The sequence below is a fragment of the Allobosea sp. 10L417 genome (assembly GCF_056395485.1).
Map to the genome: position 1 here is coordinate 200,915 of NZ_JBFTJP010000002.1, position 21,712 is coordinate 222,626.

The window sequence follows — 21,712 nt, forward strand, 5'->3', positions numbered from 1 at the left end:
GAGATGGTCCTCAAATCCCATCGTTATTCGCTGGGAGCGCGGCTCTTCCTCTCGGCAGCGTTCTGCTGCGTCCTCATCCTAGTCCTGGCGGGCGTCGGCCTCACCACCTTCTACCGCCGCTCGGCCGAGCGCGGTTTCGACGAGCGGCTTTCGGTCTATATCAAGCAACTCGTGGCTGACCTCGCCGCGCCGCCGGAAACGGAGCGCCAGACGGTTGGCGATCTCGGCGAGCCGCGCTTCGATCTGCCGCTGACTGGCTGGTACTGGCAGATCACCCGCCTCGACGGCGAGCGGCCCAATGTGCGTGCCTCGCGCTCGCTGGTCGGCGGCCAGCTGCCGAAGCTCCTCGACCAGTCGATCACGCCGAACAGCCGCGGCCTGCGGGAGAGCTATGTCTCCGGCCCGGACGATCGCATGCTGCGTATTCTCGAGCGCGAGATCGATGTCGGCGAGGACGGTCGCTTCACCGTCGCCGTCGCCGCGCCCGCCGACGAGATCGAGGGCGATATCCAGGATTTCCGCTTCGCGCTCGCGATGACCTTCCTGCTGCTCGGCATTGCGCTCGTCGCCTCGACGCTCGTGCAGGTCCGGTTCGGCCTGCGCCCGCTGGTGCGCCTGCGGACCGCGGTCGGTTCGGTGAGAACGGGCGAGAGCCCGCGCATCGTCGGCCAGTATCCGCCTGACCTCGCCCCGCTCGCCAGCGAGCTCAATCAGTTGATCGATGCCAATCACGAGATACTCGACCGTGCTCGCACCCAGGTCGGCAACCTCGCCCACGCCCTCAAGACGCCGCTCAGCGTCATGATGAACGAGGCGGGTTCGGGCGAAGGGCAACTCCCTCAGACGGTTCGGACACAGACGGCGATCATGCGCGATCAGGTCCAGTACTATCTCGATCGTGCGCGGGCCGCAGCGTTGTCCGGGGCGCTGGGTGGCGTCACCGAAGTGGTTCCCTCGCTTGAAGCGCTCCTGCGGACCTTCATGAAGATCTCCCAGGACAGAGAGATCGCCGGATCGCACGCCGTTCCGAAGACGCTGCGCTTTCGCGGCGAAAAGCAGGATTTCGAGGAGATGCTCGGAAACCTGCTCGACAATGCCTTCAAATGGGCGGCGTCCCGCGTTGAGGTTTCGCTGGAGGGCGCCAAGGCCGTTGACGACGAGAAGATGGCATTGCTGATCGACGACGATGGTCCGGGCCTCCCCGACGGCGCCAGGGCGGAAGTGCTGAAGCGCGGCCGCCGGCTCGACGAGGCGACGCCGGGTTCGGGCCTCGGATTGTCGATTGTCGTCGATCTCGCCAAGCTCTATGGCGGCGAGCTGACGCTGCAGCGTTCGCAGCTGGGCGGGCTGCGCGCGCGGCTCGTCCTGCCTTCGATCTAGATCAAATCCAAGCCCGCGTGACCCTTTGTCGCCATGAACTCGACCGGCCGATTCGCTAAGAACACCTCATGATGATCTGGACGATCTTTGCAGCGATGACGGGAGCGGCGATCTTCGCCTTGCTCCGGCCGCTCAGCCACGGCCAGGTTCAGGATTTCGCCGATATCGCGGATGCCAAGAGCCTCTATCGCGCCCAGCTCAAGGAGATCGATCGCGATCTCGGGCGCAAGCTGATCGCGGAGCCGGAAGCGGAGGCCGCGCGTGCTGAAGCGGCGCGCCGCCTGCTGCGGGCCGCCAACGACGAGGTGGGGCCTTCGGGCGAGACCGAACCGTCCTTGCGCCGCCGCCGGGCCAGCTCCGCGCTGATGCTGTCGGTTGTGCCGCTCCTCGCCTTATTGGTCTACGGGCTGTACGGCTCGCCCGGCTTCTCCGACCAGCCGCTGGCCGCGCGGGTCGAGAAGGCCGGGCCGCAGCAGGATTTTGCCGTTGTCCTGGCGCGCATGGAGGCCCATCTCGCGGCCAATCCGACGGACGCCAAGGGGTGGTCGCTGATCGCGCCGATCTATCTGAGACAGGGACGTTACGACGAGGCAGTGAAGGCTTTCGCCGCGACGGTTCGCTACGGCAGGCCCGATACCGATCTGCTCGCCGGGCTCGGCGAAGCCCGCATTCTCGAAGCTGGCGGGATTGTGACAGCAGCCGCGCGGGAAGCCTTGGCGGAAGCGGTCAAGCTCGACCCGAGGAATCCGCGAGCGCGCTACTACCTCGCCGTCGGCAAGGAGCAGGATGGTGACGGGGAGGGGGCACTTTCCGATCTGCAGCAACTCCTCGCCGATGCGCCGCCACAGGCCGATTGGGCCGGCGCTGTGCGCGCCCGTATCGAGCAGATGCAGGCCGATGCCGGGCGCAAGGCGGTCGCAGCCTTGCCGGAGGCCGAACGCCAGCAGGCGATCAAGGGCATGGTGGACGGCCTGGCCGCGCGGCTGGCCGATGGCGGCGGAACGCTGCCCGAATGGAGCCGCCTCATCCGGGCCCGCGCCGTGATCGGCGACCGGGATGCCGCGGTGCAAGCGGTGAAGACGGCGCGCGAGCGCCTGTCGCAGGATCAGGCTGCACTTGCGGCGATCGATGCCCTGGTCGATGAATTGGCCTTGAAGGATGCCAAGCCGTGAGTATCGCCCAGCCCACCCGCTCCATGCCGGCCAAGCGCCGCCTGACCCGCAAGCAGCGCCGCCTCGCGCTGATCGCGGCGGCCGGCGCCGTGCTGTGCTTCGCGGCCGGGCTCGTGCTCTTCGCGATGCGCGATACGATCGTCTTCTTCTACGGCCCGACGGAGATCGTCGAGAAGGGAGTAGCCCCCGGTACCCGAATGCGACTTGGCGGCCTCGTCGAGACGGGCTCCGTCCAGCGTGGACCAGGCCAGCGCGTCTCCTTCGCGATCACCGATGGCAAGACCGCCATGAAGGTCGGCTATGACGGGTTGCTGCCGGATCTGTTCCGTGAGGGGCAGGGCGTAGTGACCGAGGGCGTCTTCGAAGGAGCAGGGCGGTTCAAGGCAGATTCGGTGCTGGCCAAGCATGACGAGACCTATATGCCGCGCGAAGTCGCCGACACGCTGAAGAAGCAGGGGCATTGGCAGCCCGGCGGCGCCGGCGCACCCGCCGCGCCCGCGGCCAAGCCGTGAGCCGGGCATGATCGTCGAGATCGGTCATTACGCGCTGGCGCTGGCGCTCGGTGTCTCCGTCATCCAGGCACTGGTGCCGTTCTGGGGCGTCGTGCGTCATGACAGGGCACTGGCGTCGGTCGGCAGCAGCGCGGCGCTGATCAGCTTCGCGCTGGTCGCGTTGTCGTTCGCGGCATTGGTCGCATCCTATGTCCGTTCGGATTTCTCGGTGGCGAACGTCGTCGCGAATTCCCATTCGGCGCAGCCGCTGATCTACAAGCTGACCTCGGTCTGGGGCAACCATGAGGGCTCGATGCTGCTCTGGGTGCTGATCCTGACCCTGTTCGGGGCGCTGGTCGCGCTGTCGCGCAACTCATTGCCGCCGCGGCTGCGGGCCGGGACCCTGGCCGTGCAGGGGTTGGTCGCCGTGGCCTTCCTCGCCTTCCTGCTGCTCACCTCTAACCCGTTCCAGCGCCTGGCGCAGCCCCCGGCGGAAGGGCAGGACCTCAACCCGATCCTGCAGGACCTCGGCCTCGCGATCCATCCGCCGTTGCTCTACATCGGCTATGTCGGCTTCTCGATCACCTATGCCTTCGCCGTCGCCGCCCTGATCGACGGGCGCATCGATGCGATGTGGGCGCGTGCCGTCAGGCCCTGGACGCTGTTGGCCTGGACCTTCCTGACGCTCGGCATCGCGATGGGCTCCTACTGGGCTTATTACGAGCTCGGTTGGGGCGGCTGGTGGTTTTGGGACCCTGTCGAGAACGCCTCCTTCATGCCCTGGCTCGCGGGCACGGCCCTGATCCACTCGACCGTGGTGATGGAGAAGCGCGATGCGCTCAAGGTCTGGACGATCCTGCTCGCGATCCTGACCTTCTCGCTGTCGCTGCTCGGCACCTTCATCGTCCGCTCCGGCGTGCTGACCTCGGTCCATTCCTTCGCCAGCGACCCGGCGCGCGGCCTGTTCATCCTCTTCATCCTGGTCTTCTTCGTCGGCGGTTCGCTCGCGCTCTTCGCCTGGCGTGCGCCGCTCTTGCGGCAGGGCGGGCTGTTCGCGCCGATCTCCCGGGAGGGAGCGCTGGTCGTCAACAACATCTTCCTTGCCACTGCCTGCGCCACGGTTTTCGTCGGCACGCTCTATCCGCTGGTGCTGGAGATGCTGACCGGCGACAAGATTTCGGTCGGAGCGCCCTTCTACAACGCGACCTTCATCCCGGTGATGGTGCCGCTGCTGCTGATCCTGCCGATCGGCCAGTCGCTCGCCTGGAAGCGCGGCGATCTGCTCGGCGCCGCCCAGCGCAACGCCGCCGCCTTCGGTTTGGCCGTGCTGACGTCGCTCGCGGTGATCGCCTTCACCCGGGGCGGGCCGGTCCTGGCGCCGCTCGGCGTTGGGCTCGGCGTCTTCCTGATCCTGGGGGCGGCGGTCGATCTTGGCGAGCGCATCGTCGCGCGAGCCAGCGGCTGGCAGGCCGTGCTGTCGCGCGCCAAGGGGCTGCCGCGCTCGGCCTGGGGCACGGCGCTGGCCCATGCCGGCATCGGCTTCAGCATCATCGGCATCGCCGCTCAAGCCTGGAGCACCGAGTCGCTTGCGGTCCTCAAGCCGGGCGAGCGCCTGACGAGCGGGCGCTACACGGTCGTGCTGGAGGGCGTCACGCCCCGGACCGGGCCGAATTTCCGCGCCGAGGTCGCGCGTTTTCAGCTGTTCTCCGGCGACCGGGAACTGGCGCCGCTCGAGGCGTCGAAGCGCATCTATACCGCCCGAAGCATGCCGACGACCGAAGCCGGCATCCGCACGGACGGGCTGAGCCAGGCCTATGTCAGCCTCGGCGAGGCGCAGGATGGCGGCGTCGCGGTACGGCTTTACGACAAACCGTTGATCCTGCTGATCTGGATTGGCTCGATCATCATGGCTCTGGGGGGCGGGCTTTCGCTCACCGACCGGCGCTTCCGGCTGGCGGCTCCGAAGCGTGCCGCGCCAGCGGTGGCCGCGCCGCAGCCGGCGGAGTAGGCCGATGCGTCGCCTTCTCCTGACGTTTGGCATCGTGCTGCTGGCAATCACCGGCGCACAGGCCGTGCAGCCCGACGAGGTGCTGAAGAATCCGGCGCTGGAGCAGCGGGCACGCGCCATTTCCGGCGGCCTGCGCTGCCTCGTCTGCCAGAACCAGTCTATCGACGATTCCGATGCGCCGCTGGCGCGCGACCTGCGCCTGCTCGTGCGGGAAAGGCTCGTTGCCGGCGACAGCGACAAGGCGGTGGTCGATTTCGTGGTCGCCCGCTATGGCGATTTCGTGCTGCTTCGTCCGCCCTTCAATGCACGCACGGCTTTGCTCTGGGCGGCGCCTTTCGTCATTCTGCTGCTGGCGCTCGCCTTCGTATGGATGCGCGCGCGCCACCGCACGGCTTCGATGGCTGGGCCGCAGACTCTGTCCGCCGAGGAGCGCGAAAAGCTCGCGGCTCTCATCGCGGCGGACGAGAAGCCCTAGCGGCTAATCCCGCACGCCCGAAACAGTTCGTGCGAATAGGCGCGCATGCTGGTGCCGGCGATAGCATAGGTGCCCCGGCCGGTCGGGGCGGGATGAGGCGAAGCGAAGGTCGCATAGGTTCGTGCGAAGCAGGTAGCGTCGCTGCCGGAATAGCCGCGCTCCGCCGCGACTCTCAATCCCGCACCATAGGCTCCGCCGCGTGCGCGTGATGCGCCGGGCGCGCCGAAGCGCTCCGAATCTCGCCGTGCCGCCAGATCCTGCAGTCGGTCGATCCCGCAGCGAGAGCGCTGCTCCGCATTGTAGGCTGGCGTCGAGTTGGCATACCAGCTGCGCTTGCCGCCGAGCTTCTCGACGACGACCGCATGTTTCGCGAAGACGCGAGCATAGCAATCGGCGTTTTCATACCCCCGTGCCTGCGCCACCCGCAGCCCGGTATTATAGGCCGAACCCTGCTGCGCGACGGCAGGGCCGCTCAGGCAGGCCACGGCAAACGAAATCCCCCAGATGATACGCATAGGCGCCTTCCCCCATCCCAGGCACAGGGGGCGCCGGCGAGCCGCCAGCCGTCAAGATGGTGCGGGCGGTCTTGCCGCTGAATCTTACGAAACCGTCATGTTCAGGCCAAAGCCGCGTAAGGCGGCTGGCATCATCTTCCTCGTCACGAACAGGGAAAACCCTGACGCTCACGAGGTTCAAATCATGACGACACAGAACGAAACCCGTAAGTCCATCCTGAAGCGCGGCGCCCTTCTCGCCGGCACCGCCATTCTCGGCATCGGTCTGGCCGCCGGCCTTGCCGACAGCGCCCTGATGCAGAACCACAACGCCATTGCACAGCCGATTCAGCTCTCCGGCGCGCAGAGCACGCTGCCTTCCTTTGCCGATCTGGTCGACAAGGTGAAGCCCGCGGTCGTCTCCGTCCGCGTCAAGACGCAGGCCGCAGCCGCCAGTGACGAGCAGAATCTGGATGATCTGCCGCCGCAGCTGCGCCGCTTCTTCCGCGAGCCTGGCGAGAACGACCGTCCGAACAAGCCGCAGCCGCGCCAGGGCATGGCTCAGGGCTCGGGCTTCTTCGTCAGCCAGGACGGTTATGTCGTGACCAACAACCACGTCGTCGAGAACGCCGTGGAGGTCCAGCTCGTCACCGACTCCGGCAAGACGCTGGAAGCCAAGGTCATCGGCACCGATCCGCGCACCGATCTCGCCCTGCTCAAGGTCAAGGATGCCGGTGACTACCCCTATGTGAAGCTCGGCGAAGGCAAGCCGCGCATCGGCGACTGGGTGCTGGCGATCGGCAACCCCTTCGGCCTCGGCGGCACGGTCACGGCCGGCATCGTCTCGGCCCAGGGGCGCGACATCGGCTCCGGCCCTTATGACGACTACATGCAGATCGACGCGCCGATCAACCGCGGCAACTCGGGTGGTCCGACCTTCAACCAGAATGGCGAAGTCGTCGGCGTGAACACCGCGATCTACTCGCCTTCCGGCGGCAATGTCGGCATCGCCTTCGCGATCCCGGCCTCCACGGTCAAGCAGGTCGTGGACTCGCTGAAGAAGGATGGCACGGTGGCGCGCGGCTTCATCGGCGTGCAGATCCAGCCGGTCACCGGCGAGATGGCCGATGCCATCGGCCTGAAGGAAGCCAAGGGCGCGCTCGTCGCCGAGGCGCAGGGCAACGGCCCCGCAGCCAAGGCCGGCATCCGCCGCGGCGACACCATCACGGCGGTCAACGGCGAGGCGATCAAGGACGCCCGCGACCTGTCCCGCAAGATCGCGACCTTCGCCCCTGGCACCAAGGCCACGATCACCCTGTTCCGCGAAGGCAAGTCTCGTGACGTGACCTTCGAGGTTGGCCGCCAGCCGGCGGCCTGAACGAAGCAGGCAGGTTCCCTCGGTCTTCCTGTCGCCCCAGCCGAGGGGACCAGCCATCGCGGCGGCAGGCCGGATGCGTATCCTCCGGCCTGCCGTTTTTTGTTTATGCGTGACGTGGAAGCCGGCGCGCGTGAAGAAAATGCGATAGGCGGAAACAGAGCAAAGGCCGGTCCGTTTGGATCGGCGTTTGCTCTGAGCTAGGTTATACTCATGCGACTCCTGATCGTCGAAGATGATGCCGAGGCTGCGGCCTATCTGACCAAAGCGTTCCGCGAGGTCGGCCATGTCGCCGATCATGCGGCCGACGGGCTGCAGGGCTATGCGATGGCTGAGGGTGGCGGCTACGACGTGCTGGTCGTCGATCGCATGCTGCCCCGCCTCGACGGTCTTTCCCTGATCCGCTCGCTGCGCGAACAGAAGGACGAGACGCCGGCGCTCATCCTGTCGGCGCTGGCCCAGGTCGACGACCGGGTGAAGGGTCTGCGCGCGGGCGGTGACGATTACCTGCCCAAGCCCTATGCCTTTTCCGAATTGCTGGCCCGCGTCGAGGTGCTGGCCCGCCGCCGCGGCGCGCCGGCTTCGGAGCCGACCAGCTATCGCGTCGGCGAACTGGTGCTCGATCGGCTCGCCCATCGCGTCACCCGCGAGGGGCAGGAGATCGTCCTGCAGCCGCGCGAGTTCCGCCTGCTCGAGTATCTGATGAAGCATGCTGGGCAGGTCGTGACGCGCACCATGCTGCTGGAGAACGTCTGGGACTATCACTTCGATCCCCAGACCAATGTCATCGACGTGCATGTCAGCCGCCTGCGCGCCAAGGTCGACAAGGGTTTCGAGCAGCCGATGATCCACACCATCCGCGGCGCGGGATACATGGTCCGTGACAGCGCCCGCTGATGCTCCCGCACGACGGCGCCAGAAATTCCTGCCGACGCTGTTCCGCACCACCGCCTTCAAGCTGACGGCTGCCTATCTCGTCATCTTCGCACTCTTCGCCGCCTTCGTGCTCGGCTATGTCGCCTGGAATGCACAGCGTCTGCTGACCGACCAGATCCGCTCGACCATCGATGCCGAGATCCAGGGGCTGGCCGAGCAGCAGCGCCAGGGCGGCATCCGCCGGCTGGTCAACATCGTCGAGCGCCGCTCGCGCGGGCCGGGTGCTTCTCTCTACCTCGTCACGACGCCGGTAGGCGAGCGCATCGCCGGCAATGTCGAGGCGATCCCGCCCGGCACGCTCGATCGTACCGGCGAGAGCGAGATCGAATACGCTCGCTCCAGCGAAACGGTCGATACGCCGAGCCATGCGCTTGTGCGCGTCTTCATCCTGCCGGCCGGGTTCCGCCTTCTCGTCGGCCGCGATCTCGAGGAGCGTGACCGGCTTGGCGCCGTGATCCGCCGCGCCGCCGGCTGGTCGGCAGCGCTGGTCTTCGTTCTCGGCTGCTTTGCAAGCTGGTTTGTGGCGCGYCGCGTGCTGAAGCGTATCGATGGCATGAGCGAGACGGCGCATGGCATCATGGAGGGCGACCTGAAGGGGCGCCTCGCCATCACCGGCACTGGCGACGAACTCGATCGCCTCGCGCTGAATCTCAATGCCATGCTCGACCGCATCGGAGAGCTGATGGCGGGCATGCAGCAGGTGACCGACAACATCGCCCATGACCTCAAGACACCGCTCACCCGCTTGCGTAGCCGGGCCGAGGAGGCGCTGCGCAGTGCACGGTCGCCGGACGAGCTGCGGGCTGCGCTTGATGGCTCCATCGAGGAGGCGGACAATCTGATCCGCGTCTTCAACGCCCTGTTGATGCTGGCACGGCTGGAAGCGGGCCGCGTCAGCGACAATATGGCTGAGCTTGATCTCTCGGAGATCGTCTCGGGAATGACGGAACTCTACGAGCCGCTCGCCGAGGATGCCGGGCTCTCGCTGGTCGGCGAAGTCGAGCCGGACCTGCGGATCGTCGGAAACCGCGAGCTGGTCGGGCAGGCCGTCGCCAATCTGATCGACAACGCCCTGAAATACGGCGGCCCCGAACAGGGCGGGGACGGCACCGTGACCGTCGCCGCAAGGCGCAACGGAGCCGAGATCGAGCTTTCCGTGGCCGATCACGGGCCAGGCATCCCGGAAGCCGATCGCGGCCGCGTGCTCGACCGTTTCGTGCGGCTCGACACCAGCCGCAGCAAGCCCGGCTTCGGCCTGGGCCTGTCGTTGGCAGCCGGTGTCGTGCGCCTGCATGGCGGCCGCCTCGGCCTGGAGGACAACGCTCCCGGGCTGCGCGTCGTCATCGCCCTGCCGATGGCTGAGAGCAAGTCTGTGGAAACGCAGGCGGCTCCCGAAGCTCAAAGCTCGACAGCCGTCGCAAACCCTGCTGGCGTGCCGTCCTCCTGAGGAGGAAGGTGTGCGATGGTTGAGCGGCTCTGTGACAGGCTGGGTGCGGCACCGGTCTTGCCGGCACGCGCCAAGGCCGAGGCGCTGCTGGCGCGCGAGCTGATCGAGCGGCTGCACGACGAGGCGGCGGCCGAGGCGCTGAAGACTCATCTGGCCGAACATCCGCGCAGCGCCGCTCTGGTCGCCGGTGTGCTCGCGCATTCTCCCTTCCTCTCCCAGGTCGTGCGCTTCGATCCCGAGGCCCTGCTCGCCTGCCTGACGCAAGCGCCCGAGGCGCGTCGTGACGCACTGCTCGCCGGGATCGAAGCCTTTGCCGGGGCTGGCTGCGAGACCGCGGACCTGATGCGCGAGCTGCGCCGCTTCCGCCGCGCCATGGCGCTCCTGATCGCGCTCGCGGATATCGGCGGCGTCTGGAACGTCGAGACTGTGACGGCAGCGCTGACTGCGACCGCCGACATGGCCGTGCGCCTCGCGACCAACCATGTGCTGCGACAGGCCGCCGATCTCGGAAAAATCAATCTGGCCGACCCCGCCAATCTGGGGCCCGGCTCCGGCCTCGTCGTGCTGGCGCTCGGCAAGCATGGCGCGGGGGAACTGAACTATTCCTCCGACATCGACATCGTGGTCTTCTTCGATCCCGAGGCGGCGGAGGCCGCTGGCGTCGGCGAGCCGTCGAGCTTCTTCGTCAAGCTCACCCAGCAGATCGCCCGCATCATCCAGGAGCGCACGCCGGACGGCTACGTCTTCCGCGTCGACCTGCGGCTCCGACCCGACCCCGCCTCGACCCATGTCGCGATCGCGCTGCCATCGGCTTATTCCTACTACGAGACCGTGGGCCAGAACTGGGAGCGCGCCGCCATGATCAAGGCGCGCCCGATCGCCGGCGACACCGATCTCGGCCTGCGCTTCATCAAGGATCTCGCCCCCTTCATCTGGCGCAAATATTTCGACTTCGCGACCATCGCGGACATCCATGCGATGAAGCGCCAGATCCAGACGGTGAAGGGCCACGAGACCATCGCCGTCGCCGGCCACAATGTGAAGCTCGGCCGCGGCGGCATCCGCGAGATTGAGTTCTTCGTCCAGACGCAACAGCTCGTCTTCGGCGGCCGCCGCCCGGCGCTGCGGGGGCCGCGCACGCTCGACATGCTCAAGGAGCTGACGAACGAAGGCTGGATCACGCCGCAGGCACGCGACGAACTTTCCGAATCCTATCGCTGGCTGCGCACCATCGAGCACCGCCTGCAGATGCGCGACGACGAGCAGACCCAGACCCTGCCGAAGGCGGCGGGCGATCTCGACGCCTTCGCCCGTTTCTGCGGCTATGCCAACGCCGCCGCCTTCGGCAAGGAACTGACGGCCCATGCCAAGACCATCGAGGGCCATTATGCCCTGCTGTTCGAGGAAGGGCCGAGCCTTGCCTCGGAAGCCGGGACGCTGAGTTTCACCGGTTCCGAGCCCGACCCGGAGACGGTCGAGACGCTCGGCAAGCTCGGCTTCCGCGATGGCATGACGGCGGCGGAGACGGTGCGGGGCTGGCATTTCGGCCGCCGCGCCGCCGTCACCAGCGCCCGCGCCCGCGAAGTGCTGACGGAGCTGACACCGGCGCTGCTGGTCGCGCTCGGCCGCACCGCCGATCCCGACGGCGCGCTCGCCCATCTCGACAACGCCTTCGTGCGGATGCCGGCAGCGGTCGAGCTTCTGACGCTGCTGCGCTCGCATGATTCCCTGCTGACGCTCTTCGCCGAGATCCTCGGCAGCGCGCCGCGCCTCGCCAAGGTCGCGGCCTTGCATCCGCATGTGCTCGACGGGGTCATCGACCCGGCATTCGGGCAGGCGGTGCTCGATGTCGACACGCTGGAACGCCGCATCCGCAGCTATGTCGGCTCGCCGCCGCCAAGCGTAGAGGACGGGCTCGACCGGCTCCGTGACGCCGCCCGTCAGGAGAATTTCCTCGTGGGCGCGCGGCTGCTCTCCGGCGTCTATCCGGCACAAGGAGCAGGTCAGGCCTATTGCGCCGTGGCCGAAGCCTGCCTGCGCGTGGCCTTTGCCGATACGCGCGCGTCTTTCACTGCCGATCATGGCGTAATCGACGGGGCGGAGACGGTCGTGCTCGGGCTCGGCCGGCTCGGCGCGGGAGAGCTGACGCCGTCATCCGACCTCGATCTCATCCTGCTCTACGATCGGCCCGAGGATGCCGGGCCGAGCAGCGGCGCCAAGAGCCTCGATCCTGTCACCTGGCATATCCGCTTCACCCAGCGGCTGGTCGCGGCGCTGACGGTGCCGACGCGCCGCGGCACGCTCTATCAGGTCGACATGCGCTTGCGCCCCACCGGCAACAAAAGCCCGGCGGCGACGCAGTTCGCCGGCTTCGAAGCCTATCACACCGGTGAAGCGGAGATCTGGGAGGAGATGGCGCTGACCCGCGCCCGCGTCGTCGCCGGCGACGCCGGGCTGGCGAAGCGGGCCGAAGCGTCGATCCGGGCGATCCTCTCCCGCAAGCGCGCGCCTGCCAAGGTCGCGGCTGCCGTCGCCGAAATGCGGGCCCTGATCGCCAAGGAGAAGGGCGAAAAGGACGCCTGGGACCTGAAGCTGGCTGCCGGCGGTCTGACCGATCTCGATTTCCTCGCCCAGTTCCTGCTGCTGGCCTATGCCAGCGACCATCCCGGCCTGATCGTCAACGATACGGCCTCCGTCTTCGCCGCCGCGCGGGCGGCTGGGCTGCTCTCTGACGGGGATGCTTCGATGTTGCTCGATGCACATCGCCTGATCGGCGACGTCCAGCTCTGGCAGCGCTTCACGGTGGAGGAAGCGTTCGATCCCAAGGCCGTGCCACCTCGGGTGCTGCGGCGGATCGCGACGGCGGTCGGACGGCCCGACGCCAAGGTGCTGAAGGCGGAGTTGGACGAGGTGCGCGCAGCGGTGAGGGCGATCTTCACGCGCGTGCTGGGAGAGGCCCGGAAGGGAAACTAGGCGTCACGCTCGGGCCAGGCCCGGGACCCTCATGACGAGAGGACGCAGGAGCCACTTCCGGCAGGAGATGCCCGGGTCTGGCCCGAGCATGGCGAGGCGGCGGCCGCCGGAGGCGGTTTAGGCTCAGGCCGCCTGCGCGGTGACGCGTTCGGCGCCGCCGTCGAGCGGCAGATGCACCATCACGATCGTCCCGGCGCCCATCGCCGAGCGCAGCCTGAGCGAGCCGCCATGCAGCTCGGCCAGCGACCGGGCGATGGCGAGGCCGAGGCCCGAGCCCTTGTAGCTGCGCACCAGATCGCCCTCGACCTGCTCGAACGGCCGGCCGACGCGGTCGATCTTCTCCTTGGGGATGCCGATGCCGGTGTCCTCGATGAAGATGTTGAGCGCGCCCGGCACATGTCGGGTACGCACCGCGATCCGCCCGCCTTCCGGCGTGAACTTGGCGGCGTTGTCGAGCAGGTTGCCGAGGATCTGGTAGAGCGCGCGCGGATCGGCCTCGAGATGGGTGTCGAGCGGGCCCTCGAGATTGACGATCAGCTGCTTGCGCTCGATCTCCGGCTGCACCTTGAGCAGGGCCTGATCCAGCACCGGGCCGATGGCGATCTCGGACTTCTCCAGCCGCATCTTGCCGGATTCGATGCGCGACATGTCGAGAACATCGTCGATGATCCCCAGCAGATAGCCGCCGCTCGAGCGGATGTCGCGGACGTAGTCGGAGTATTTCTCGCCGAGCGGGCCGAACAGGCCGTTCTCCATGATCTCGGAGAAGCCGATGATGGCGTTGAGCGGCGTGCGCAGCTCATGGCTCATATTGGCGAGGAATTCGGACTTGGCGCGGTTGGCGCTCTCGGCCGCCGCCTTCTGTTCGAGGTAGCGCTCGGCTAGATCCGCGAGCTGCTGGGCCTGGGCTTCCAGCTTCTGGCGAGAGGCCTTGAGGTCGGTGACGTGCATCAGGAGCTGGTGCTCGGACTGGGTCAGGCGCTCTTCCTGCTGCTTCAGCTTGGTGATGTCGGTGCCGACCGAGACCGAGCCGCCATCCTTGGTGCGCCGGCCGTTGATCTGGAGCCAGCGCCCGTCGGAGAGCCGCGCTTCATAGGAGGTGGCGCCGGCGGCGCCGCGCTGGACCCGCATCGGCTCCTGATCGATCTGCGGCTGGGCCGAGCGCTCCATGATCTCGTCATAGCTCGTGCCCGATTGCAGGGCCTCGGCCGGGAGCTGGTGGAGCTGTTGGTACTTGGCGTTGCAGAGGATCAGCCGGTTGTCGGCATCCCAGAGCACGAAGGCTTCCGAGATCGCCTCGACCGCATCGCGCAGGCGGGCGTCGGCGGTGGCGGTGCGCTCGGCCATGCGGCGCTGTTCGGAGATGTCGACGACGATGCCGACGAGGTGGCGCGAGCGGGTGCGCCGATCGATGACGAGCTCGGCACGGGCCTTGAGCCAGATCCACTCGCCCGAAATCGCGCGGACCCGGAATTCCTGATCGAGATGGCTGGCCTCGCCGCGGCTCACCGCATCGGCGATGGCGTAGAGGTCGACGTCCTCATGGTGGATGAAGCTGCTGACCTCGCCGAACGACATGTATTCGCCAGCGCGGTCGTAGCCGAGCAGGGCATACATCGAATCCGACCAGTAGATGCGGCCGCGGGCGAGATCCCAGTCCCAGAGGCCGCAATGGCCGCGGTTGAGCGCGGTGTCGATGCGTTCGCGCACGCAGTCGCAATCCTCGTCGGCGGCGCGGGCGCGCTTCGACTGCAGCATGAAGGCCAGCGTGATGACGCCGAGGACGAGGCCCGCCGCGCCGAACAGGATGGCGAGGCCGGAGCGGCGGATCTGCCAGACCGAGAGGGCGCGCGAGACCGGCTGCAGCACCGCGACCTGGCCGAGCGGGGCGGCGAGGTTGCGCACGCTCGCGAAAACCTCGGCGCCGTTGGGCAGGGCTATGCGCATCACGCCGGCGCGGTCGCCGAAGACGGTGAGCGGCTGGGTCTGGCCGAGGAAGTCGGTGAGGCTGCGCTGCGTCTGGCCGATCACGGGCTCGCTGGCGATGACGCGCCCGTCGGCGCCGCTGACATGGACGATGCGGCCATGGGCGGCGAGGTGGCGGGCCGTGAGCCCGGCGAGCACCGCCGCGGGCTCCTTGCCGGCGAGCGTCGCAGTGTCGAGCTCGCGGGCGACCAGCGCGGAAACCAGATCCATATCGGCGGCGGCATCCACGAGCGCGTCGTCGCGCATCGCGGATGTCTGCATGATCGCGCCGGCGCCGAGGATGACGAGGAAGAACCCGACCAGGACGGGGATCGCAGTTCTGAGTGCGGGCTCGAAACCCTCGAAGCGCTGATACAACGGATGGGTCAGCGATCTCGCTACACCCAGAATCGTATCGGCGCGCACAGGTGCGCAATCCGCGTTGGCACGCGACATGCCCGTCCCCCTTCGGAAAACATTACCGTCAGTAAGATCGGGAGACGTGCCGCATCCCCGCGAATCACAGTCAGTTGAATCCGAGAGCCCGGTTTTGTCTAGCCCTGAGTTGCGTTGGGAGCCCAGAATTCTCCTTTAGGTTGTGTTGCTTATCCGATGAATCCTGCGCGGGTAATGAAACGTTAATGAATTGGACAGGTCGCCGTTAACCTTTGGGAAGACGGGCTCAGGCGAGGGCTCTTTCGGCGATGTCGGCGACATCCCGCGACAGGTTCGGCATCCGCGCGACGGTGCTCAACGCCTCCTGTGCCAGCTGCTTGCGGCCGGGCTCCAGCATGCGCCAGCTCTTGAACGAGCCGAGGAGGCGCGAGGCGACCTGAGGGTTGGTCTTGTCCAGCGCGATGACGATGTCGCAGACGAAGTCGTAGCCCTCGCCATCGGCGCGGTTGAATTGGGTGAGATTGGCCGCGAACCCTCCGATCAGCGCCCGCACCCGGTTCGGATTGCCGAGCGAGAAGGCGGGGTGCTGCATCAGCTGCTTGACCCGCTCCAGCGTCTCGGGCTCGGCGATCAGCGCCTGCGCCATCAGCCATTTGTCGAGGACGAGCGGCTCGCCGGCATAGGCCGCCGCAAAACGGGTGATCAGGGCTTCGCGTCGCTCGCCGGGGATCAGCGTCATCGCGGCCAACGCTGCCAGTCGGTCGGTCAGGTTGTCGGCGGAAGCGAATTGCTCCTCGCACAGAGCGGCGCCCTCTGCCGGGGTGGCGAGAGCGGCGAGCCCGAGCAGTTCGTTGCGAAGTGCGCGACGCCCGGCGGAGCTGGCGTCCGCCTTGAACGTGCCCTTTGTCGCCAACGCCTCTCGCAAAGGCGGAAGCTGTGGGAGGACGGCCGCTCCGATAGCGGCCGACAGGCTCCGGTGAGCTTTGAAGATCGCGTCCGGATCGACGTCGCGGCCGATCTCGCGTGCGATGTCGGCGGGAGCCGGCAGGCGCAGCACCTGCGCGGCGAAGGCGGGGTCGGCCAGAGCTTCGGCCTTAAGGAAGCCGTCCAGCGCCCGGCCGAGCCCGGTGGCTGTCGCATTGAGCGCGCTGCGGGCCGCGCCGGGCTTTCCGGCCGCGACGAGGGCACGGATGGCGATGGTCTGCAGGGCCTGCCAGCGGTTGAAGGAATCGCTGTCCGCCGAGAACTGCCTGACGAGATCGGCGTCCGCGAGATCGAGTTCCAGCCGTGCGGGCGCTGAGAGGCCGCGCAGCAGCGAAGGGATCGGCGGTTCGTCGACATTGTCGAAGGTCACGGAGAGCGAGGCGCTGTCGAGAATGACGAGGCCATCGCCGGCATAGGCATTGGATTGCGTCTGCAGCGGCAGATCGCCCCCGGCTCCGACAAGGCCGAGCTTGATCGGCAGGACGACGGGCTGCTTGTCGCTCTGGCCGGGCGTCGGCGGCGTGCTCTGTGCCAGGTCGAGCGTATAGCGCCGGGTCGCAGCGTCATAGCGGCCGGAGGCGACGATGGTCGGAGTGCCGGCCTGCTCGTACCAGCGGGCGAAATGGCCGAGGTCCTTGCCCGAGCTTTCCGCAAAACAGGCGAGGAATTCCTCGATCGTCGCCGCCGTGCCGTCGCAGCGCTCGAAATAGAGGTCCATGCCCTGCCGGAAGGCTTCGTCGCCGATCAGCGTCTTGAGCATGCGGATGACCTCCGCACCCTTCTCGTAGACCGTCGGTGTATAGAAGTTGTTGATCTCCTTGTAGGCGCGCGGCCGCACCGGATGGGCGAGGGGGCCCGCATCCTCCGAGAACTGCGTCGAGCGCAGCGTGCGAACGTCGGCGATGCGCTTCACCGAGCGCGAGCGTTCGTCGGCGGAGAATTCCTGGTCGCGAAAGACGGTGAGCCCTTCTTTCAGGCAGAGCTGGAACCAGTCGCGGCAGGTAATGCGATTGCCGGTCCAGTTGTGGAAGTATTCATGCGCGATGATCGCCTCGATCGAGGCATAGTCGCCGTCGGTCGCGGTCTGCGGGTCGGCCAGGACGTATTTGTCGTTGAAGATGTTGAGGCCCTTGTTCTCCATCGCCCCCATGTTGAAATCCGACACGGCGACGACGTTGAACACGTCGAGATCATAGTTGCGGCCGAAGACCTTCTCGTCCCAGCGCATGCAGCGGACCAGTGAATCCAGCGCCCAGCCCGCGCGTCCGGCCTTGCCGGGCTCGACATAGACGGCGAGCTCGACCTTGTGGCCGTCGGCCGTGACATAGTCCTGCCGGACATGGTCGAGCGCGCCGCCGACCAGCGCGAAGAGATAGGCCGGCTTCGGATGCGGGTCGTGCCACAGGGCGAAATGCCGGTCCGTGCCCGGCACTTCGCCGGTGGCGATGAGATTGCCGTTCGAGAGCAGGACGGGCGCCTCGGCCTTCGCCGCTTCCAGCCTGACCGTGTAGACGCTCATCACATCGGGTCGGTCGAGGAAATAGGTGATGCGGCGGAAGCCGTCGGCCTCGCACTGGGTGCAATAGACCTTCGACGAGCGGTAGAGCCCCATCAGCTTCGTATTGGCGGACGGATCGAGCTCGGTCTCGATGGTCAGCGTGAAATCATGCGGCGGCGGGCTTGGTATCGTCAGCGCCTGCGGCGTCGCCGTATAGGCGGAAGCATCGAGCGGCTTGCCGTCGAGGGCGAGCGATTTCAGCGCCAGCTCGTCGCCGTCGAGCTTGAGCGGCGCGCCGGGCTGCCCTTCCGGATTGGGGCGAAAGGCGAGCAGGGCGCGCACGCGCGTCTTCTGCGGCTGCAGGCTGATGTCGAGATCGACCGTGTCGATCAGCCAGTCGGAGGGGCGGTAATCCTCGAGGCGGATCAGCGGAGCATCGTCGTTGCGCATGGGAGCCCTGATGGCGAAGTTCAGGGAGCGTTTCTAGAGCATGCCGGCTCGGGAGGGAAACAAGGCCTTCATGCCCGGGCTTGACCCGGGCATCTCATGACAAGGAGGTTTTGGAGGCCCCTCGGGAAAGAGATTCTCGGGCCTGCGCTTCGCTTCGCCCGAGAATGACGGCTAGGAACCGGCCGAAACCGCCGGCTCGGCATGGCTGACCAGCCGGCAGACCTGCGGACGCGCGATCCGCACCGCCCGCTCGATCGCATCGACCGCATCATGCACGGCCACCACGTTCAGGGCCGGGTCGACGCGGCAGTGATAATTGACCACCAGCCCCTTGGCTGTCTGGCGCACGCGCACGCTGTGGATGTCGTGGATAGGGCCGCCGAGCTTCGCAGTCTCGCCTGCCAGCGCCTTGCCGATATCCTCGACAGTCTCCCAGGCGGCGTTGTGGCCATGAGGCTGGCCGGTCTCCATCGGCTCGATATGGGTCTCGACCTCCGTCTCGCCGCCGAATTCCGCCCGGATTGCGCTTTCGAGCCGGGTCGCGATCTCGTGCGCCTCGCCGAGCGGCAGGTTGGCATCGACCTCCATGTCCAGGCTGACCGAGAGTTTGCCGCCGATGCTGTGGACCGTGACATGGTGCACCGGGATCTTCAGCTTGAGAGCGATCAGGAGCACGCGCTCCAGCGCCGTTTCGTCATCGACCTGGACTGGATCGGCCGTGATGGTGATCTCGGCATCGGGCTCGGCCTTCAGCAGGGCCCCGCCGAGCTCGGCCTTGATCGCGGTGACGCGGTCAAGCGGCAGCGTCCGCGAGACGCTGATGCCGATCTCGCCATGGACACGCCCGCCGGCGGGCCGGACCCTGAGCCAATTGATCCCGACCACTCCTGGCACGCGCCGCGCGGCCTCGCGCAGCTTTTCTGTGACACCTTCAGGTGCTGTGTCCATCAGCGTGTCGAGGACGCGGCGGGCCAGCCGGAAGGCCGAGAAGGCGGTGTAGGCCGCGATGGCGAAGGCGGCGGCCGTGTCGGCGCGCTCGAAGCCGTACCAGATGCCGATGAGGCCGGCGAGAACAAGCGCCGAGCCGACGAAATCGGCCGAGAAATGCGTGGCTTCACCGGCGAGCGCCTCGCTGCCGGTCTCCTTTGCGACCTTGGTGAGCGAGCGCCAGCGGATGGCGTCGACCGTCATCGAGAGAAGCATCACGCCGATGACCAGCGGCGTCACCGCGACGTGCTCGATCAGGTTGTGCCACAGCCTGCTGCCGGCCTCCCACAGGATCGCGCCGGCAAGCGTGAACAGGATCGCGGTCTCGACCAGCGCCGCCAGCGCCTCGACCTTGCCATGCCCGTAATGGTGTTCGTCGTCGGCCGGCTTGTCCGAGGCGCGCACGGCGAACCAGGTGAACAGCGTCGAGCCGACATCGACCAGCCCCTGCAGCGCGTCGGTCAGCAGGGCGAGCGAACCGGAAATGATGGCGCCGACCATTTTCGCTGCCGTGAGCAGGATGGTCGCCATCACCGAAAGGATCGCGGCGCGCTGCTTGATCTGTGCGATCTGGGCGGGCGTGGCGCGCTCAGGCGGCGCCATCAATGGGCCGTCTTGCGTTGTCGTCATGGCTCGTCCTGCTTGGCGTACCTTGGAACGCGGCAGCTCTTGCCCGAATTAGAGAAAGGATCAACCCTGTTCCCGCTCAACGAGGAAAGACGATGCGATATCTCCACACCATGGTCCGCGTGACCGATCTCGATCAGGCGCTCGATTTCTACGTCAACAAGTTCGGGCTGGTCGAAACCCGCCGCATCGAGAGCGAGAAGGGCCGCTTCACGCTGGTCTTCCTCGCCGCGTCCGACGATCTGGCCGAGGCCAAGGCCGGCGCCTCGCGCGGCCGCCCGACGCTCGAGCTGACCTATAACTGGGACCCGGAAACCTATACGGGCGGGCGCAATTTCGGCCATCTCGCCTATGAGGTCGACGATATCTACGCGACCTGCGAGAAGCTGATGAAGGCCGGCGTCACCATCAATCGTCCGCCGCGCGACGGCAACATGGCCTTCATTCGCTCGCCCGACAACATCTCGATCGAGCTGCTGCAGAAGGGCGATCCGAAGCCTGTGGCCGAACCCTGGGCCAGCATGCCGAACACCGGGGCCTGGTGAGATCTTGGCCGGCGTCTTCTGCCTCGGCATCGCCACGCTCGACTACGTCTACAGCGTCGAGGCCATGCCGACCCGCGGCGAGAAATACCGCTCGCGCGGGCTCGCCGTGGTCGGCGGCGGCTGCGCCGGCAACGCCTCCGTCGCGATCGCGCGGCTCGGCGGCGCCTGCTGGCTGGCGACGCGCCTCGCCGACGATCTGACCGGCGACCAGATCGTCGCGGATCTGAAGGCGGAGGGCGTCGACGCCGCTTTTGCAAGGCGCGTCGCCGGCCTGACCTCGCCGGTCTCCGCCATCCTCGTCGATGCCGAGGGTGAGCGCATGGTGATCTCCCATTCCGACCCGGCGATGCCGGAGGACGCCGATTGGCTGCCTCCGCGCTTGCCGGAAGGAGCCGACGCCGTCCTCGCCGACACGCGCTGGGGCGAGGGGGCGTTGGCGGCGCTGAAGCTCGCCCGCGCCGCCGGTGTTCCCGGCGTGCTCGACGGCGACCGCAGGCCGCCTCATCCGGAGCTCGTCGGGACGGCGAGCCATGTCGCTTTCAGCCAGCAGGCATTGCGCGAGCTCTCTGGCGAGGAGGATCCGCGAGCCGGGCTCGCGAAGGTGGCGGCGGATGTCCCGACCTGGCTGGCTGTGACGCTCGGCAAGGAAGGCGTGCTCCATGTCGAGCAGGGCGAGGTTCGCCACAGCCCGGCTTTTCCCGTCGAGACCGTCGATACGCTGGGCGCGGGCGATGTCTGGCACGGCGCCTTCGCCCTGGCGCTCGCAGAGGGGCAGGCGGAAGCTGACGCGATCCGATTCGCCTCCGCCGCGGCGGCCATCAAGTGCACCCGCTTCGGCGGCCGCAGCGGCGCGCCCGGCCGCGACGAGGTCGAGCGTTTCCTGGCTGAGGCGTCGCGATAGCCCGATTGCCGGTGGGCGCCTTCGGCCCGGCTTCCGTTCTCCTGTCGGCGTTCTCCGGGGCGTCGCATGTCCGTCACGCAGCTCGGGCATCTGGCCGATGCGCAGCCGCGCATCGGATCAATCTCAGGAGAGAGCATCATGCTGGCGATCCAGGGTCTGAAATGCATCTACGACACCACCGGGCGGGGCTGGTCGATCGAACTTGTCCTCAAGGCAGACGGCGAGGAGGTGGTGCGTCGCTTCGAGGTCGATGGGCCCGATGATGCCGAATTGCTGATCGAAGCCTTCGAGGATTCCTCGGTCAGCGCTTTTGATCCCGAAACCGGCGAGATCGTCTTCGGTTACGAATATCTCGACCTCGACGCCGGAGAAGAGGACGAAGAAGAGGACGAGGAAGAGGCGGCCGAGAACGATGATGAAGACGAGGATGACGAGGACGACGATTCGGCGGAAGATGCCGAAGACGACGAAAAGCTGAAGGCCTGAGTCTGGTATCGGCTGAGCGGAGCCCGGAGGAGTCGGTTCCTTCGGGCATTTCCGGGCGGCGAAGCTGCTCGCAGGAAAATGACCGGACGCGGCGCCGAGCGCCGCGACGGGGAAGAGGCATG

16 protein-coding genes are annotated in these 21,712 nt (G+C 67.3%); 12 read left to right on the forward strand and 4 right to left on the reverse strand.

Going from position 1 to position 21,712, the window contains the following annotated elements; translation table 11 throughout:
* Positions 1–3 precede the first annotated feature (3 nt).
* The 5 genes from AC1DE3_RS07135 (at position 4) to AC1DE3_RS07155 (ending at position 5,526) form a co-directional block, all read left to right on the forward strand.
* Positions 4–1,380, forward strand: coding sequence for a sensor histidine kinase (locus AC1DE3_RS07135; RefSeq protein WP_441512251.1), 1,377 nt, complete (start codon positions 4–6; stop codon positions 1,378–1,380).
* A 68-nt stretch (positions 1,381–1,448) separates the two neighbouring features.
* Positions 1,449–2,552, forward strand: coding sequence for a c-type cytochrome biogenesis protein CcmI (gene ccmI / locus AC1DE3_RS07140; RefSeq protein ID WP_441512252.1), 1,104 nt, complete (start codon positions 1,449–1,451; stop codon positions 2,550–2,552).
* Positions 2,553–2,593: 41 nt separating this feature from the next.
* Positions 2,594–3,064 (forward strand): cytochrome c maturation protein CcmE, encoded by a 471-nt coding sequence (gene ccmE / locus AC1DE3_RS07145; protein ID WP_441512554.1) that lies wholly within the window; start codon positions 2,594–2,596, stop codon positions 3,062–3,064.
* Positions 3,065–3,071: 7 nt separating this feature from the next.
* Positions 3,072–5,051 (forward strand): heme lyase CcmF/NrfE family subunit, encoded by a 1,980-nt coding sequence (locus tag AC1DE3_RS07150; RefSeq protein ID WP_441512253.1) that lies wholly within the window; start codon positions 3,072–3,074, stop codon positions 5,049–5,051.
* Positions 5,052–5,055: 4 nt separating this feature from the next.
* On the forward strand, positions 5,056–5,526 hold the full coding sequence (locus AC1DE3_RS07155) for a cytochrome c-type biogenesis protein (RefSeq protein WP_441512254.1): 471 nt from the start codon (positions 5,056–5,058) through the stop codon (positions 5,524–5,526).
* On the opposite strand, the gene AC1DE3_RS07160 is transcribed toward AC1DE3_RS07155, so the two are convergent.
* Positions 5,523–6,041 carry a hypothetical protein gene (locus AC1DE3_RS07160; protein ID WP_441512255.1) on the reverse strand — a complete coding sequence of 173 codons (519 nt, stop codon included), beginning with the start codon at positions 6,039–6,041 and terminating at the stop codon, positions 5,523–5,525. The genes AC1DE3_RS07155 and AC1DE3_RS07160 overlap by 4 nt on opposite strands.
* 184 nt (positions 6,042–6,225) lie before the next feature.
* Here AC1DE3_RS07160 and AC1DE3_RS07165 point away from each other — a divergent pair, with 184 nt between their 5' ends.
* The 4 genes from AC1DE3_RS07165 (at position 6,226) to AC1DE3_RS07180 (ending at position 12,751) form a co-directional block, all read left to right on the forward strand.
* Positions 6,226–7,398 (forward strand): trypsin-like peptidase domain-containing protein, encoded by a 1,173-nt coding sequence (locus AC1DE3_RS07165; RefSeq protein WP_441512256.1) that lies wholly within the window; start codon positions 6,226–6,228, stop codon positions 7,396–7,398.
* 210 nt (positions 7,399–7,608) lie between these two features.
* The gene (locus tag AC1DE3_RS07170) at positions 7,609–8,292 is read left to right on the forward strand and encodes a winged helix-turn-helix domain-containing protein (RefSeq protein WP_441512257.1); all 684 of its coding nucleotides are present in this window, start codon (positions 7,609–7,611) and stop codon (positions 8,290–8,292) included.
* Positions 8,276–9,778, forward strand: coding sequence for a HAMP domain-containing sensor histidine kinase (locus tag AC1DE3_RS07175; RefSeq protein WP_441512258.1), 1,503 nt, complete (start codon positions 8,276–8,278; stop codon positions 9,776–9,778). Before AC1DE3_RS07170 ends, AC1DE3_RS07175 begins: the two co-directional genes overlap by 17 nt.
* 15 nt (positions 9,779–9,793) lie before the next feature.
* The gene (locus AC1DE3_RS07180) at positions 9,794–12,751 is read left to right on the forward strand and encodes a bifunctional [glutamine synthetase] adenylyltransferase/[glutamine synthetase]-adenylyl-L-tyrosine phosphorylase (RefSeq protein WP_476852292.1); all 2,958 of its coding nucleotides are present in this window, start codon (positions 9,794–9,796) and stop codon (positions 12,749–12,751) included.
* Positions 12,752–12,874: 123 nt separating this feature from the next.
* Here the strand turns inward: AC1DE3_RS07180 and AC1DE3_RS07185 are convergent, their stop codons facing one another.
* The 3 genes from AC1DE3_RS07185 to AC1DE3_RS07195 all read right to left on the reverse strand — a co-directional run bounded on the left by AC1DE3_RS07185 (position 12,875) and on the right by AC1DE3_RS07195 (position 19,661).
* Positions 12,875–15,172: a PAS domain-containing sensor histidine kinase gene (locus tag AC1DE3_RS07185; protein WP_441512260.1), complete on the reverse strand. Its 2,298-nt coding sequence runs from the start codon at positions 15,170–15,172 to the stop codon at positions 12,875–12,877.
* 226 nt (positions 15,173–15,398) lie between these two features.
* The gene (pepN, locus tag AC1DE3_RS07190; protein WP_441512261.1) at positions 15,399–18,044 is read right to left on the reverse strand and encodes an aminopeptidase N; all 2,646 of its coding nucleotides are present in this window, start codon (positions 18,042–18,044) and stop codon (positions 15,399–15,401) included.
* Positions 18,045–18,215: 171 nt separating this feature from the next.
* Complete coding sequence (locus AC1DE3_RS07195) at positions 18,216–19,661, reverse strand: cation diffusion facilitator family transporter (protein WP_441512262.1); 1,446 nt, start codon at positions 19,659–19,661, stop codon at positions 18,216–18,218.
* Between the two features lie 92 nt (positions 19,662–19,753).
* Here AC1DE3_RS07195 and AC1DE3_RS07200 point away from each other — a divergent pair, with 92 nt between their 5' ends.
* The 3 genes from AC1DE3_RS07200 (at position 19,754) to AC1DE3_RS07210 (ending at position 21,590) form a co-directional block, all read left to right on the forward strand.
* Positions 19,754–20,203: a VOC family protein gene (locus AC1DE3_RS07200; protein ID WP_441512263.1), complete on the forward strand. Its 450-nt coding sequence runs from the start codon at positions 19,754–19,756 to the stop codon at positions 20,201–20,203.
* A 4-nt stretch (positions 20,204–20,207) separates the two neighbouring features.
* A complete protein-coding gene (locus tag AC1DE3_RS07205; RefSeq protein WP_441512264.1) occupies positions 20,208–21,104 on the forward strand; it encodes a PfkB family carbohydrate kinase in 897 nt (298 codons plus the stop codon).
* A gap of 66 nt (positions 21,105–21,170) precedes the next feature.
* Complete coding sequence (locus AC1DE3_RS07210) at positions 21,171–21,590, forward strand: hypothetical protein (protein ID WP_441512265.1); 420 nt, start codon at positions 21,171–21,173, stop codon at positions 21,588–21,590.
* Positions 21,591–21,712: the final 122 nt, after the last annotated feature.

Bases quoted from the DNA above. Each gene is read 5' to 3' on its own strand.
- AC1DE3_RS07200 (WP_441512263.1), top strand. From the start codon at position 19,754: ATGCGATATCTCCACACCATGGTCCGCGTGACCGATCTCGATCAGGCG.
- AC1DE3_RS07150 (WP_441512253.1), top strand. From the start codon at position 3,072: ATGATCGTCGAGATCGGTCATTACGCGCTGGCGCTGGCGCTCGGTGTC.
- pepN (WP_441512261.1), bottom strand. From the start codon at position 18,044: ATGCGCAACGACGATGCTCCGCTGATCCGCCTCGAGGATTACCGCCCC.
- AC1DE3_RS07160 (WP_441512255.1), bottom strand. From the start codon at position 6,041: ATGCGTATCATCTGGGGGATTTCGTTTGCCGTGGCCTGCCTGAGCGGC.
- AC1DE3_RS07155 (WP_441512254.1), top strand. From the start codon at position 5,056: ATGCGTCGCCTTCTCCTGACGTTTGGCATCGTGCTGCTGGCAATCACC.
- AC1DE3_RS07165 (WP_441512256.1), top strand. From the start codon at position 6,226: ATGACGACACAGAACGAAACCCGTAAGTCCATCCTGAAGCGCGGCGCC.
- AC1DE3_RS07170 (WP_441512257.1), top strand. From the start codon at position 7,609: ATGCGACTCCTGATCGTCGAAGATGATGCCGAGGCTGCGGCCTATCTG.
- ccmI (WP_441512252.1), top strand. From the start codon at position 1,449: ATGATGATCTGGACGATCTTTGCAGCGATGACGGGAGCGGCGATCTTC.
- AC1DE3_RS07210 (WP_441512265.1), top strand. From the start codon at position 21,171: ATGTCCGTCACGCAGCTCGGGCATCTGGCCGATGCGCAGCCGCGCATC.
- AC1DE3_RS07185 (WP_441512260.1), bottom strand. From the start codon at position 15,172: ATGTCGCGTGCCAACGCGGATTGCGCACCTGTGCGCGCCGATACGATT.
- AC1DE3_RS07180 (WP_476852292.1), top strand. From the start codon at position 9,794: ATGGTTGAGCGGCTCTGTGACAGGCTGGGTGCGGCACCGGTCTTGCCG.
- AC1DE3_RS07135 (WP_441512251.1), top strand. From the start codon at position 4: ATGGTCCTCAAATCCCATCGTTATTCGCTGGGAGCGCGGCTCTTCCTC.
- AC1DE3_RS07195 (WP_441512262.1), bottom strand. From the start codon at position 19,661: ATGACGACAACGCAAGACGGCCCATTGATGGCGCCGCCTGAGCGCGCC.